This is a genomic window from Curtobacterium sp. SP.BCo, from assembly GCF_051903265.1.
Taxonomy (GTDB): domain Bacteria; phylum Actinomycetota; class Actinomycetes; order Actinomycetales; family Microbacteriaceae; genus Curtobacterium.
The window spans coordinates 913,924-926,622 of record NZ_CP194337.1 but is presented as its reverse complement, the minus strand read 5'-3'; the positions used below and the strand labels follow the sequence as shown (position 1 = coordinate 926,622).

Sequence of the window (12,699 nt, the reverse complement as noted above, 5' to 3'; positions counted from 1 at the left end):
CGCAGCGGGGACCGCGACGTCTCCACACACGGGACACGTCGGTCGTGACGGGACGACCGGTGGTGTCCGGACAACGGAGGTGCGCCGTGCAGGAACACGACCTGCTCGCGACGTCCTGGACCTGGGCCGGCTCCGAGCCGATCGCGGAACGCATCAGCGCCGTCGGTGCCGCCGGGTTCGCGGGACTCTCGCTCTCGCTCGGGGACCTGCACGAGGTCCGGGCCACCTTCGGTCTCGCCGAGCTGCGACGCCGCCTCGACGGTGCCGGCATCGTGTGGGTCCAGCTCGGACCGCTCGAGCGCTGGTGGACGTGTTCGGGACCGACCACCGACCAGGACGCCGACCGGGGTGTGGTCCTCGAGGCAGCGGCGACCCTCAGCGCGTGGCAGATCGTCGCGCGCGCGGACACCACGCTCCCCGGGGTCTCACCGGCGGCGATGGTCGACGACTGGGTCGAGCTCGCCGGGCAGGCCGCCACGGTGGGGGCACAGCTCGTGCTCGAGCCGGAGCCGTGGTCGAACCTGCCGACCGTCGAACGCGCCTCGCGCTTCGTCGCCGCGGCGGGCCACCCGAACGGCGGCCTGCTCGTCGACGCGATGCACGCACTCCGCGGTGGGTCGACCCTCGCGTCGATCCGGGAGGGCGTGGCTCCCCGGGTCCTCGCGGCGGTCGAGCTCAGCGACGGGCTGCTGCACACCCCGGCCGGGATGACCCTCGCCGAGGAGTCGCGCGAGGCCCGGCACCTCCCCGGCGCCGGGGCGTGGGACCTGCCCGGGTTCGTCCGCACCGTGCGGGACCTCGGCTACGACGAGCCCTGGGGCGTGGAGGTCCGGACGGCGGCGCACCGCGCGATGCCGATCGGCGACGCGCTCCGGACCGCTGCGGCCGCGACCCGGGCCGTGCTCGACGCCGCCGATGCGTACGGCGCACCGGCTGCTCCGGCGATGCCGACGACGCCCGCGCCGACCTCCGCCGTCGACTTCGAGCCACCGGCACACGGGGTACGTCGACGCGATGCCGACACCGGCACCCCCGCGTAGTGTCCGCTGCATGACGGACAGCGCAGCACACGACGACGACCTCCTCCGCCGCTCGCAGGAGTCCATCGACGAGGCGAAGGCCGCGGCCGCCGAGGTGGTCCAGCCGGACGAGGACGACCTCGTCGACGAGGGGCTGCCGGTCGCGGACGACGCCGAACCCGCCGACGGTCCCGCTCCGGCCGCCTGAGGCGGTCCCGGCCGACGGGTCAGTCGATCTCGACGATCCGCACGGTGACGTCCGACGGCCGTCGACCGAGCAACACGGTCGTCGCGTCGACGACCGCGTCGCGGACCGCCCGGGTGAGCGTGACGGCCGGGGTGCGCCGGTCCGTGGTGACGACCACCCGGATCCGGGCACCGTCCGCGCGCTGCTGCACGAGCACGGCGCCGCCGTCCCGTGGCAGGTCGAGCACCGATCGGATGTCGCGCACGAGCGTCGCGAGCTTCGGTCCCGGGGGCACCACCGAGCGCACACCGGGGACCCCGAGCACGGTCTCGGTCAGGTGGCGCGACACACGTCGCACGTCGTCGATCACGGGTGCTCCCCTCCGATCAGGTCGGCCACACGCACGACGAGCGAACCCACCACGAACGGGGCGTGCGCCGCGAACGCGTCCGCCACCAGGTCGTGCAGCGCCTCCGCCCGGAGGTGGACGGGGCCGTCGGCGGTGACGACGATCGAGACCTCGACGTCCACCGACCCGCCCGCGACGTCCAGGTCGCCGGTGAACCGCGTCCGCCGGACGACCACGCCGGGGACCTCGTCGCCCAGTGCCCGTACGAGTCCGCGGAGCGCCCCTTCGGTCACGACGAGCGTCGATGCCGGGTCGGCGTCGGGCACCGGGATGTCCCGTCCGGCGTGCGCGGTCGTCCGGATGGCGGTCAGCACGCCCGCGATCCAACGGTCGTCGGCGTTCGTCGCCTCGGTGTCGAGCAGGTCGCGCGACGCCGTCCGCAGGGCTTCGAGCCGGACGAGTGCGGCCGCGGCCACCGGGTCCCCCTCGATGTCCGGACGCACCGGCGTGCGGTGGGAGTCGAGGTAGTCGGAGAGGGCCTCGAGGGAGAAGGCGCCGAAGTGTTCGTCGTCGGTCATCGCCACCCCTCCATCTGCTCGAGGACACGACGTCGCGCCCGGGCCAGCGCCCCGCGCACCGTCGCCTGGGTCATGCCCGTGGCGGCGGCGATCTCGGCGTACGAGGCCCCACCGATCTCCCGCATCACCCAGACCGCACGAGGAGCATCGGGAAGTGCCTGCACGATACGCGCGAGTTCCTGGACCTGCAGGCGCGTGCTGACGACGTCGTCCACCGGCCGGTCGTCGGCGGACTCGACCACCGCCTCCAGGTCGAGGTGCGGGTGCCGGCGGCGCAGCCGGTCGAGCGCCTTGTTCGCGGCGATCCGGAACAGCCAGTTGCGGACGCGGTCGGGATCGTCGACCCGGTCGATGCGTTGCCAGGCCTGGAGCGCGGCCTCCTGCACGGCGTCGTCGGCCTCGCCGTCCCCGTGCCCCAGGATGCGCGCCGCGTACGCGCGCATGTGCGGGCCGTACCGGCGGATCAGGACCCCGAACGCGATCGTGTCGCCGTCGGCGCTGCGCTCGACGAGCGAGGCGTCCGACAGGGAGGCCAGGGTGTCAGGGTCGCTCAGGATCGTCCCCTCGGGCGGGTTTCGGTTCGGGACGTGACGAACCGGTCGGTCGTGACGTCATACACATGTGCTCACCAGGCGGCTGCGGCGTGCCTGGTGCCGGACGCGTCGTGGCCGGCCACCCCTGAACGGTCGGTCACGACGCCCCGACGGCGGCCCGTGCGTTCCCTGATCCGGCGCACGGGTCGCCTTCCTCGAGTCGCCGCGAGCGCACCGTCGTCACTCGTCGACCTCGTCCCCCAGGAAGTCCGCGTAGGTGACCTCGGACTCCGTCACCGACGTCGCGGGGTCGGCAGGCGTCCGCTCCGATCGGTCCCCGGCGATCGTGACTCGTTCCTCCGTCGTGAACGGGGGCAGGTACTTGCTCGCGCTCATGCTCGCGCCCTTTCGTCCCGGCGAACGTAACAGCCGGTGGCGGGGTCACAGGCGTTCACTCCGGATTCGTCCCCCGGACGAGGGGGCGTCGGGGGACGGAATTTCGCCGCGGGCTGACCCTATGCGGACGCATGCTCAGTGCTCGCGGGTGACGTCCGCGGGGTCCTTGTCCACCCGCCAGCCCCGCCACGAGGGCTGCCGCAGCCGACCGTCGGCCGTCCACTCGGCGAACTCGACCTCGCCGACGCGCTCCGGGGAGACCCAGTGGGCGTCGCGGGCGTCCGGCCGAGGGACGTCCGCGAACGGTGCGGTCTTCCGTTCGAGTGCGCTGAGCACCGTCCCGATCTCGTCGAGGTCACGGTCGCGGAACCCGGTCCCGACCTTGCCGACGTACTGCAGGCCGTCCGGACCGGGGATCCCGAGCAGCAGTGAGCCGACGCCCCCGGCACGGCGCCCGTTGCCGGGCTTCCAGCCACCGACGACGACCTCCTGCGTGGCGTGGTGCTTCAGCTTCAGCCAGGCCTCCGACCGGCGGCCCTCGGCGTACTTCGACGAGCGCTTCTTCGCCACGACCCCTTCGAGTCCCTGCGCGGCGGAGTCCGCCATCGCCCGTTCGAGGTCGCCCTGGTGCGCCGCCGGGACGTCGATCGCACCGCCCGGGTCGACGACGGTGTCGAGTGCCTGCCGACGGGCGTCGTACGCCAGGCGCGTGAGCTCGTGCCCGTCGGCCTCGAGCACGTCGAACAGGAACAGCCGCACCGGCGTCTCCCCGCGTGCGGCCTCGACCTCGCGACGTTTCGTCAGGCCCATCCGGTTCTGCAGGAGCTGGAACGACGGACGCCCGCGGTCGTCGAGCGCCACGACCTCGCCGTCGAACACCCCGTCCACGCCGGCACGCTCGCCGAGTTCCTGCAGCTCGGGGTACTGCTCGGTCAGGTCGTTGTCGTTCCGGCTGCGCAGGGTCACCCGCCCGTCCCGCACGGTCGCGAGGGCGCGGATGCCGTCCCACTTCATCTCGAACGCCCAGTCGTCCGGGTCCAGGTGCGGCTCCCCCGTGGCGAGCGACGCCTGCATCGTACGGCGGTCGGACGGCGCGGTCGCCGCTGCGGCGGTCCGGTCGATGCGCTGCTGCCCGGCACGGTGCGCGATGGACGGCCGGGAGGCTCGCGCCGACCCCGACCCGTCGCCGGCGTCCGCCAGCCGGTCCGGTTGGTCCTTGGTGCGGTGGATGAGCCAGTTCTTCTCGTCGCCGTCCCGACCGCGGCCCCGGCCCCGGGTGTGCAGGAGCGCGAGGCGGCGAGCGCCGTTCGTCCGGCCGTGCAGCGTGACGATGACCTCCTCGCCCTCGCGCCACTTCTCCAGCTCGTACGTGCCGTCGTCCCAGATCGTCACCGTCCCGCCGCCGTACTCGTCCTTCGGGATCGTGCCCTCGAAGCTGCCGTACTCGAGCGGGTGGTCCTCGGTCTGCACTGCGAGGTGGTTCTTCCCGGGGTCGGTCGGCTCGCCCTTCGGCAGCGCCCAGCTGACCAGGACGCCGTCGTGCTCCAGGCGGAAGTCGTAGTGGTCCCGGGTGGCGTGGTGTTCCTGGATCACGAACGTCGGGGTGCCGTCCGCCCGGACCCTCGGCGCGTCCTCCGGGACGGGCTCCGGCGTCCTGGACGCGTCGCGCTTCGCGCGGTAGGCAGCGAGCCGGTCGCGGCCGGGCTGCTCGGCCTCGTTCGCCTGCTTCGTCCGGTCGCCGTCCCAGTGGCCGTGGTCGTCGCGTCCGACGGCCAGCGAGGCGGAGGCGACCGGGTGCAGGTGGTCCCCCCGCGCCTCCAGGCGTTCCAGCACCTCGTCCAGCGTGAGCTGGGCCAGTCCGCGCTCCGCGAGCTCGTCCCAGGTGCGGGGAGCCGCGACCGTCGGCCGGTCACGGCCGCGCAGCGAGTACGGCGCGATGGTCGTCTTGTTGCCGTTGTTCTGCGACCAGTCGACGAACACCTTGCCGGCACGCTCGGCGCGGCTCATCGACGACAGCACGAGGTCCGGCAGGTCCGTCTCGAGTGCCTTCGCCAGCTCGTGGGCGACCTCGGAGACCTGTGTCGTCGTCGCCTTCCCGTCGAGCGCGGCGTACAGGTGGATGCCCTTCGACCCGGAGGTCACCGGGTACGGGTCGAGGCCCATGCCGTGCAGGATCTCGCGCGCCGCCACGGCGACCTCGACGCACTCGGGCAGGCCCACGCCGTCACCGGGGTCGAGGTCGAGCACGAGCCGGTCCGGGTTCTGCTGGCCGCCCCGCGGGCCGAACCGCCACTGCGGCACGTGCAGTTCGAGTGCGGCCTGCTGCGCCATCCAGACCAGCGTCGGCAGGTCGTCGACGATCGGGTACTCGGTGTCGTGCTCCTTGTGCGCGATCGTGTGGTGCCACACCCAGTCGGGCGCGGAGTCCGGCAGGTTCTTCTCGAAGAACACCGTGCCGTCGACGCCGTTCGCCCAGCGCTTCCGGGTGACCGGCCGGTCCTTCACGTGCGGGATCATCCACGGCGCCACGCGCTCGTAGTACTCGATGACGCGGCCCTTGGTCGTCCCGGTCTCCGGGTAGAGGACCTTGTCGGTGTTCGTCAGCGCGATCCGCCGGTCGCCCACCAGGACGACGGTCTTGCGGGACGCCGGACTCACAGCGCCACCCCGGTCGCACCGGCCACCGTCAGGGTCGTGCCCGAGGTGTACGACGATTCCGGCCCGGCCAGGTACACGTACGCGCTGCCCAGCTCCACGGGCTGGGCAGGACGACCGAACGGCGTGCCCTGCCCGTACGAGGCGATCTCGTCCCCGGGGTAGCTGATCGGCTGGAGCGGCGTCCACACCGGCCCCGGGACGACCGTGTTCGCCCGGATGCCCTTCGCCGCGAGCTGTCGCGCGAGACCGTTCGTGTAGGTGGTGATCGCGGCCTTCGTCGCCGCGTAGTCGATCATCCGGTCCTGCGGCTGGTACGCGGACACGGAACCCGTCGTCACGATCGCGCTGCCCGGGGCCATGTGCGGCACCGCTGCCCGCACCAGCCAGAACAGGGAGTAGAGGTTGACCTTCATCGTCCGGTCGAAGTCCTCGGTCGACTGCTCGGTGACGTCCTCGTGCACCTGCTGGTGCCCGGCGACCAGCACGAGCGCGTCGAGGCCGCCGAGTTCGCTGACCGCGTCGCGGACCAGGGTGTCGCAGAACGCCTCGTCGGTGAGGTCGCCCGGCAGCAGCACGGCCTTCCGACCGAGGTCCGCCACGACGTCCCGGACGGCCTCCAGGTCGTCGCGCTCCTCGGGCAGGGCGTTCAGCGCGACGTCGGCGCCCTCCTTCGCCATCGCGATCGCCGCGGCCCGACCGATGCCCGAGTCGGCCCCGGTGACGAGGACCCGGTAGCCGGGCATGCGGCCCGTGCCGAGGTAGCTCGTCTCACCGTGGTCGGGCTGCGGGTCCATCGCGCTCGCGAGGCCGGACCCCTGCTGTGTCTGCGCGGGGAAGGGCGGTCGGGGGAACTGCGAGCGCGGGTCCTGCTTGTCGAGCTGGCTCATGCGCCCATCGTGCTCGCTGACAGTCCCGGGCGTTCCCGGCCGCACACGGGCATCATGAGCGCATGAGGTCGATCTGGAAGGGCTCCATCGCGTTCGGGCTCGTCAACGTGCCCATCAAGGTCTACGCGGCCACCGAGACCCACGACGTCTCGCTCCACCAGGTCCACGACGAGGACAAGGGCCGGATCCGGTACAAGCGGGTGTGCGAGTTCGGCCACGAGGTCGAGTACGCCGACATCCAGCGTGCGTACGACGACGGCGACAAGACCGTGGTGCTCACCGCCGACGACTTCAAGAAGCTCCCCGAGGAGCAGTCCCACGAGATCGAGGTCCTCGAGTTCGTGCCGGTCGAGCAGGTCGACCCGATGATGTTCGAGAAGTCGTACTACCTCGAGCCGGACTCGCGGTCCCCGAAGGCCTACGTGCTCCTGCGCGAGACCCTGGCGAAGACCGACCGCCTGGCGATCGTGCAGTTCACCCTGCGGCAGAAGACCCGGCTCGGCGTGCTCCGGGTGAACGACGAGGTCATCCTGCTGCAGGGGTTGCTCTGGGGCGACGAGGTGCGGGCCGCGGACTTCCCGGCCCTCGACACGTCGGTGAAGGTCAGCCCGACCGAGCTGAAGATGTCGTCGTCGCTCGTCGACAGCATGTCCACGGACTTCGACCCCGACCGCTACACGGACTCGTACCAGGCGGAGCTGCAGCAGCTCATCGACGCGAAGCTCGAGGCCGGCGACGACGTCGACACGTCGGAGACCTTCGGTGAGCGGTCCGACGAGGACGACGAGGGCGACGGCGGTGACGTCATCGACCTGATGGCCGCCCTGCGGGCGTCGGTCGACAAGAAGCGGACGGGAGGCACGGGGTCGCGTTCCCGGAGCGGGTCCGGTTCCGCGACGGGCGGCTCGACGGCCGCGAAGGCACCGAAGCAGGCGGCCGCCGAGAAGGCTCCGGCGAAGAAGGCTCCGGCGAAGAAGCCGGCAGCGAAGAAGCCCGCGGCGAAGCAGCCCGCCGCCAAGAAGCCCGCCGCCAAGAAGCCCGCGGCCAAGAAGCAGGCCAGCTGAGCCGCCGGGACACGAGCCGGAAACACGGGTCGGCGACACTGGGGGCATGACTCCAGAAGAGCCTGGGGCCTTGTCGTCGCCACCCGCGACCGATGGCCCGCCCGTCACCGTCTCCATCACCCGCCTGGTCGAACCCGAACGGATCCCCGACGTCACCCGGTGGGTGCAGTCCGGCGTGAACCTCGCGAACCGCTACCCCGGCTTCCTCGGCTCCGGGTGGGTGCGCTCGCACGCCTCCAGCCGCGAGTGGCACATGCTGTACCGGTTCGCCGACCACGACTCGCTCGCCACGTGGGAGAACTCCGACGACCGGCTGCGGTGGCTCGACCTCGGCCGCGACCTCGTGGTGGAGTCCCGCGTCGAGAAGCGCACCGGCATCGAGGGTTGGTTCGACGCCCCGGCCGACGCACCCGCTTCGAGCGCGCCGCCGCGCTGGAAGCAGGCGGTGAGCATCTGGCTCGGGTTCTTCCCGGTGAACCTGGCGTTCACGTACCTGGTCGGCTGGCTCGTCCCGGCGTTCGGTGCGCTGCCCGTGCTCCCGCGGGTGCTCGTCACGACGCTCGTGCTCACGCCGGTCATGACGTTCTGGGTGCTGCCGTTCGTGACGAAGCTGATCCGGCCGTGGCTGCTCGCGCCGCCGCGCAGCGCGTGACGACCTAGCCGAGCACGGACAGCTGGTCGAGCCGCTCCAGGATCACGCCCTCGCGGAGCGCCCACGGGCAGATCTCGAGCGCCGGCAGGTCGAAGATGTCCAGGCACGCCTCTGCCACCAGCGCGCCCGGGACGACCTGGTGCGCCCGGCTCGGGGACACCCCCGGCAGCGTCGCGAGCTCGGCGACGGACATGGTGAGCAGCGACGGCAGCTTCGCCCGGAGCACGGCCCCGTCGAGCACCCGCGGGACGAGTGCGCCCGCGCCCGAGGGTGCCGCCCCGCAGATCCGGGCGATCGAGCGGAAGGTCTTCGAGGTCGCCACCGCACGGTCCGGCCGCCCGGTGCGGAGGAGCAGGCCGGCGTCCCGGGCGATCTCGACGCGGATCTCGTGCCGGATCCGGCGGACGTCGTCCTCGGTGGGCGTGCCCGCGGCGAAGTACGACCGGGCCAGGCGCGCGGCACCGATCGGCATCGACCACGCCACGTCGGGCGCTTCGTCGCCACCGCCGGCGATCTCGAGGGACCCGCCGCCGATGTCGAACACCGCGAGCCGCCCGGCCGACCAGCCGAACCACCGCCGGACGGCGAGGAACGTCAGGCGCGCCTCGTCCCCGCCGGAGAGCACGGCGAGCTCGACACCGGTCGCCGACTCGACGTGCGCCAGGACCGCTTCGGAGTTGCCGGCGTCGCGGACCGCCGAGGTCGCGAACGCGAGCATGTCCTCGCAGCCGCGTTCCTCGGCGACGCGGACGGCGTCGGCGACGAACGTGGTCAGGGCCTCGACGCCCGCTTCGGTCACCGCGCCGGTGTCGTCGAGGTGCTCGGCGAGCCGCAGCGGCTGCTTGAACGACGACGCCGGCAGCGGGGCGGCCCCGCCGTGGGCGTCGACCACCAGCAGGTGGCCGGTGTTGGACCCGATGTCGAGGACTCCCACGCGCATGGGGACAACGCTAACGGCCTGGAGGCGCGGCTCAGGCCCGCAGGAACTGCTCCAGTTCCGCGGTGGTCGGGTACGAGGCCTGCGCGCCCGCCTTCGTCGCGGCGAACGCCCCGACGCTGGCGGCGAACCGGGCCGCGTCGACCAGCGGGTCACCGGCGGCGAGCCGCAGCGCGACCGCGCCCATGAACGCGTCGCCGCAGCCCGTGGTGTCCACCGGGTCGACCCGCACGGCGTCGATCGACACCGGGTCGTCGTCGCCGTCGTGCACGGTGCAGCCGGCGCCACCCCGGGTCACGATCGACCGCCGGACCCCGTGCTCCCCGAGCTCGGCGGCCTCGTGCTCGTTCACCAGCAGGACGTCGGTCAGCTCGAGGAGCTCCGCCGGCACGTCACCGAACGGGGACAGGTTCGTCAGGACCGTGACGCCGGCTGCCCGAGCGGCACGGGCGGCGGCCAGGACCACGTCGATCGAGACCTCGAGGCAGAGGCCGAGCACGCCCGCGCCCTCGAAGGCGTCGGCGGGCAGGTCGTCCGGTCCGAGCGTGGCGTTCGCGCCGCCGGAGATCACGATCGTGTTCTCGCCGGCGGCGTCGACCGTGATGACCGCGGTGCCGGTGGCCGTCCCGGGTCGGACGGCGACGTGCGTGACGTCCGCACCCGACGCCGCGACGGAGTCGCGGAGCAGCGCACCGTTCCCGTCGTCGCCGACCGCACCGATCATGCGCACCGTGCCCCCGAGCCTCCCGGCTGCCACCGCCTGGTTGGCGGACTTGCCCCCGGGCAGGACGGCGAGGTCGGACCCGTGGAGGGTCTCACCGGGCTTCGGGAAGCGCTCCGTGCGGACCACGAGGTCCGCGTTGAGGCTCCCCACGACGACGATGCCGGTCATGCGGCGGCTCCTGTCTCGGCCGAGGCCGGGCGCGGGATGAGGAAGGACGTGGCGAGGGCCGCGCAGGTGATCACGGCACCGAGCAGCATGCCACCGGAGTAGCCGGCGGTCCCGGCGGACCCGCCGACCCCGAGGGCGATCTGGAGCGCCGGCAGCACGGCGAAGCTGACACCGGCGCCGAGGTTGAACGCCCCCGCGTTGAGGCCGGGGAGGAAGCCGGGGTTCGACTCCGGGGAGAGCACGATGCCGAGGCCGTTCAGGATGATGTTCGCGATGCCGGCGTAGGTGATGCCGATCAGCACGGTCGCGGTGATGAGCACGGGCAGCGAGTGCACCCCGACCACGGCCATCAGGACCGTCGCCACGATGCTGCCGATCAGGCCGAACCGCAGGATCGCCCGGTACCCGAGGGTCGGGGCGAGCCGGCCGGCGAAGGGCCCGACGACCCACCCGACGAGCGCGTACGGGGTGAGGAACACGAGCGAAGCGAGGTCGGCCTCCATACCGAAGCCGGCGTCGCGGTTCTGCGCGAGGCTCGTGACGAGGCCGTTCACGACCGCGAACACGCCGGTCATGGTGAGGAACGTCGTCGCCAGGAGCGCCCACGTGGCCCGGCGCTTGAGGAACCGGGTCTCGACGAGCGGCTCCCGGACGCGGGACTCGACGGCCCAGAACACCGCGAACGCGGCCAGGGCGACGACGATCCCGCCGACCACGAGCACCGGGTTCGCGGCGCCGAGCTTGCCGGCCTCGTTGAAGGCGGTGAGGAGTGCACCGACGCTGATGACCAGCGGGACGACACCGAGCCAGTCCATCCGGGTGCCGGCGGACGGCTTCGACTCGAGGCCCCACACCGCGACCATCGCGAGCGCGACGACCGTGACGACCGCGATCACCCAGAAGATGCCGCGGAAGCCGAAGTTCGTCGCGATCCAGCCGCCGGCGAGGGAGTCGATGCCGGCGATGCCGCCGTTCACCGCGGTGAGCAGCCCGAGTGCGGCGCCGTAGCGCTTCGGGTCGGCGATCTCGTTGCGCAGGACGAGCAGGCAGATCGGGACGACCGGGCCGGTCACACCCTGGATGATGCGGCCGGTGAAGAGCATCGGCACGTTCACCGCGAGGGCGGCGACGACGCTGCCGACGAGCATCACGGCGAGCATGCCGAGCAGGACGCGCTTGCGGCCGACGATGTCCGACAGGCGGGGCAGGAACAGCGAGAACAGCGCGGCGAGCGTGAAGTACAGGGTCTGCGACAGCCCGATCGTCGCGTCGTCGGTGTGCAGCTCCCGCGCCATCGTGACCAGGGCGGGGCTGAGCATGCTCGCGTTCAGCTGGAACGCGATGCAGGCGGCGAGCAGCGCGGCGGTGAGGGCGCCGATCGACTTCTTCGACATCGTCGTCGAGGTGGGGGTCATGGGGGTCAGATCTCCGGGGTCGTGGCGGTGCGGGGGGTCCAGCCGGTGTCGGGTGTCTCGCCGATGCGCTCGAGGGCATCGACGACGAGGTCCCAGAAGCGGCCGTGGTCGAGCTCCGTCGCGGCGCTCGTGCGGCAGTCCTCCGGCGCGGGCGCACGGAAGTCGGCGACCGTCATGCCGAGGGTCAGGGTGCCCTGCGTCTCGATGCGGATCGGTACCTTGACGGCACGGACGACGGTCGGGTCGATGACGTACGCGACGGCGCAGGGGTCGTGCACCGGCGGGGAGTCGAAGCCCTGGGCGTCCCTGTAGGTCTGGCCGAAGAAGTCGAGCAGCTCGCCGACGAACGCCGCGGGAGCGGTGCCGACGGCGGCGATGCGCGCGGCGACCTCCGGGGTGGCGAGCGCCTGGTGCGTCAGGTCGAGCCCGACCATCACGACGTCCCAGCCGGCGTCGAAGACGATCGACGCGGCCTCGGGGTCGATGACGATGTTGAACTCGGCGACCGGGCTCCAGTTGCCGACGTGCACGCCGCCGCCCATCAGCACGACCTGCTTGACGCGCTCGACGATGCGGGGTTCCTTGCGGGCGGCGAGGGCGATGTTCGTCAGGCCGCCGGTCGGCACGAGGGTGACGGTGCCGGGCTCGTGCGCCATGACCGTCTCGATGATCAGGTCCACCGCGTGCCGCTCGTCGAGGTCGAACGACGGCTCGGGCAGCATCGGTCCGTCCAGGCCGCTCTCGCCGTGGATGTCCGGCGCGACCTCGATCTCGCGCAGCAGCGGCCGGTCGGCACCCGCGGCGAACGGCACGCCCGTGATCCCGGCGATGCGGGCGACGGCGAGGGCGTTGCGGGTGACCTTCGGCAGGGTCTGGTTCCCGACGACGGTCGTCACGGCGAGGAGCTCGATGTCCGGGTTGCCGTGGGCCAGCAGGATGGCGACGGCGTCGTCGTGGCCGGGGTCGCAGTCGAGGATGATCTTCTCGGGCACTGGCGTGCTCCACTTCTTCGGGGATGAGGTCTGGGCTCGACGCGGTGGGGATCCGCGGCGGAGGATCAGCTCCCGCGGCACGTCAAGCGTTTGACATCAGAACACGTCAAGCGTTTGACGTCAAGTTGCGCTGGCCGCTC

The 12,699-nt window shown here is 72.5% G+C and carries 14 protein-coding genes; 4 read left to right on the top strand and 10 right to left on the bottom strand.

Annotated elements, in window-relative coordinates; translation table 11 throughout:
- Positions 1 to 86 precede the first annotated feature (86 nt).
- Both ACRQ4B_RS04495 and ACRQ4B_RS04490 read left to right on the top strand, forming a co-directional pair.
- Positions 87 to 1,040 (top strand): sugar phosphate isomerase/epimerase family protein, encoded by a 954-nt coding sequence (locus tag ACRQ4B_RS04495; protein ID WP_439693499.1) that lies wholly within the window; start codon positions 87 to 89, stop codon positions 1,038 to 1,040.
- A gap of 10 nt (positions 1,041 to 1,050) precedes the next feature.
- Entirely contained in the window at positions 1,051 to 1,227 is a 177-nt protein-coding gene (locus ACRQ4B_RS04490; protein WP_439693498.1) for a hypothetical protein, read from the top strand.
- Positions 1,228 to 1,246: 19 nt separating this feature from the next.
- Here the strand turns inward: ACRQ4B_RS04490 and ACRQ4B_RS04485 are convergent, their stop codons facing one another.
- The 6 genes from ACRQ4B_RS04485 to ACRQ4B_RS04460 form a co-directional block, all read right to left on the bottom strand.
- Positions 1,247 to 1,576 carry a hypothetical protein gene (locus tag ACRQ4B_RS04485; protein ID WP_439693497.1) on the bottom strand — a complete coding sequence of 110 codons (330 nt, stop codon included), beginning with the start codon at positions 1,574 to 1,576 and terminating at the stop codon, positions 1,247 to 1,249.
- Positions 1,573 to 2,133, bottom strand: a complete 561-nt coding sequence (locus tag ACRQ4B_RS04480; protein WP_439693496.1) for a hypothetical protein — start codon at positions 2,131 to 2,133, stop codon at positions 1,573 to 1,575. Before ACRQ4B_RS04480 ends, ACRQ4B_RS04485 begins: the two co-directional genes overlap by 4 nt.
- Complete coding sequence (locus ACRQ4B_RS04475; RefSeq protein WP_439694349.1) at positions 2,130 to 2,660, bottom strand: RNA polymerase sigma factor; 531 nt, start codon at positions 2,658 to 2,660, stop codon at positions 2,130 to 2,132. Before ACRQ4B_RS04475 ends, ACRQ4B_RS04480 begins: the two co-directional genes overlap by 4 nt.
- A 246-nt stretch (positions 2,661 to 2,906) precedes the next feature.
- Positions 2,907 to 3,062, bottom strand: coding sequence for a hypothetical protein (locus ACRQ4B_RS04470; RefSeq protein ID WP_439693495.1), 156 nt, complete (start codon positions 3,060 to 3,062; stop codon positions 2,907 to 2,909).
- Between the two features lie 135 nt (positions 3,063 to 3,197).
- Positions 3,198 to 5,720 (bottom strand): ATP-dependent DNA ligase, encoded by a 2,523-nt coding sequence (locus ACRQ4B_RS04465; protein WP_439693494.1) that lies wholly within the window; start codon positions 5,718 to 5,720, stop codon positions 3,198 to 3,200.
- Positions 5,717 to 6,607, bottom strand: a complete 891-nt coding sequence (locus tag ACRQ4B_RS04460) for an SDR family oxidoreductase (RefSeq protein WP_439693493.1) — start codon at positions 6,605 to 6,607, stop codon at positions 5,717 to 5,719. The genes ACRQ4B_RS04465 and ACRQ4B_RS04460 overlap by 4 nt, the downstream gene beginning before the upstream one ends.
- A gap of 62 nt (positions 6,608 to 6,669) precedes the next feature.
- On the opposite strand from ACRQ4B_RS04460, the gene ACRQ4B_RS04455 reads away from it, so the two are divergent.
- Both ACRQ4B_RS04455 and ACRQ4B_RS04450 read left to right on the top strand, forming a co-directional pair.
- Entirely contained in the window at positions 6,670 to 7,671 is a 1,002-nt protein-coding gene (locus ACRQ4B_RS04455) for a Ku protein (RefSeq protein ID WP_439693492.1), read from the top strand.
- Positions 7,672 to 7,717: 46 nt separating this feature from the next.
- Positions 7,718 to 8,323: an antibiotic biosynthesis monooxygenase gene (locus tag ACRQ4B_RS04450; protein ID WP_439693491.1), complete on the top strand. Its 606-nt coding sequence runs from the start codon at positions 7,718 to 7,720 to the stop codon at positions 8,321 to 8,323.
- A 4-nt stretch (positions 8,324 to 8,327) separates the two neighbouring features.
- Here ACRQ4B_RS04450 and ACRQ4B_RS04445 read toward each other — a convergent pair whose 3' ends face one another.
- The 4 genes from ACRQ4B_RS04445 to uriH are packed head-to-tail and all read right to left on the bottom strand — an operon-like array spanning position 8,328 to position 12,559.
- The gene (locus ACRQ4B_RS04445) at positions 8,328 to 9,263 is read right to left on the bottom strand and encodes a Ppx/GppA phosphatase family protein (protein WP_439693490.1); all 936 of its coding nucleotides are present in this window, start codon (positions 9,261 to 9,263) and stop codon (positions 8,328 to 8,330) included.
- A 31-nt stretch (positions 9,264 to 9,294) separates the two neighbouring features.
- The gene (locus tag ACRQ4B_RS04440) at positions 9,295 to 10,152 is read right to left on the bottom strand and encodes a ribokinase (RefSeq protein ID WP_439693489.1); all 858 of its coding nucleotides are present in this window, start codon (positions 10,150 to 10,152) and stop codon (positions 9,295 to 9,297) included.
- Positions 10,149 to 11,567: a uridine transporter UriT gene (uriT, locus tag ACRQ4B_RS04435; RefSeq protein WP_439693488.1), complete on the bottom strand. Its 1,419-nt coding sequence runs from the start codon at positions 11,565 to 11,567 to the stop codon at positions 10,149 to 10,151. The genes ACRQ4B_RS04440 and uriT overlap by 4 nt, the downstream gene beginning before the upstream one ends.
- Before the next feature lie 5 nt (positions 11,568 to 11,572).
- Positions 11,573 to 12,559, bottom strand: coding sequence for a uridine-preferring nucleoside hydrolase UriH (gene uriH, locus ACRQ4B_RS04430; protein ID WP_439693487.1), 987 nt, complete (start codon positions 12,557 to 12,559; stop codon positions 11,573 to 11,575).
- Positions 12,560 to 12,699 lie beyond the last annotated feature (140 nt).

Bases quoted from the DNA above. Each gene is read 5' to 3' on its own strand.
- ACRQ4B_RS04490 (WP_439693498.1), top strand. From the start codon at position 1,051: ATGACGGACAGCGCAGCACACGACGACGACCTCCTCCGCCGCTCGCAG.
- ACRQ4B_RS04480 (WP_439693496.1), bottom strand. From the start codon at position 2,133: ATGACCGACGACGAACACTTCGGCGCCTTCTCCCTCGAGGCCCTCTCC.
- ACRQ4B_RS04470 (WP_439693495.1), bottom strand. From the start codon at position 3,062: ATGAGCGCGAGCAAGTACCTGCCCCCGTTCACGACGGAGGAACGAGTC.
- ACRQ4B_RS04460 (WP_439693493.1), bottom strand. From the start codon at position 6,607: ATGAGCCAGCTCGACAAGCAGGACCCGCGCTCGCAGTTCCCCCGACCG.
- ACRQ4B_RS04455 (WP_439693492.1), top strand. From the start codon at position 6,670: ATGAGGTCGATCTGGAAGGGCTCCATCGCGTTCGGGCTCGTCAACGTG.
- ACRQ4B_RS04450 (WP_439693491.1), top strand. From the start codon at position 7,718: ATGACTCCAGAAGAGCCTGGGGCCTTGTCGTCGCCACCCGCGACCGAT.
- ACRQ4B_RS04445 (WP_439693490.1), bottom strand. From the start codon at position 9,263: ATGCGCGTGGGAGTCCTCGACATCGGGTCCAACACCGGCCACCTGCTG.
- ACRQ4B_RS04440 (WP_439693489.1), bottom strand. From the start codon at position 10,152: ATGACCGGCATCGTCGTCGTGGGGAGCCTCAACGCGGACCTCGTGGTC.
- uriT (WP_439693488.1), bottom strand. From the start codon at position 11,567: ATGACCCCCACCTCGACGACGATGTCGAAGAAGTCGATCGGCGCCCTC.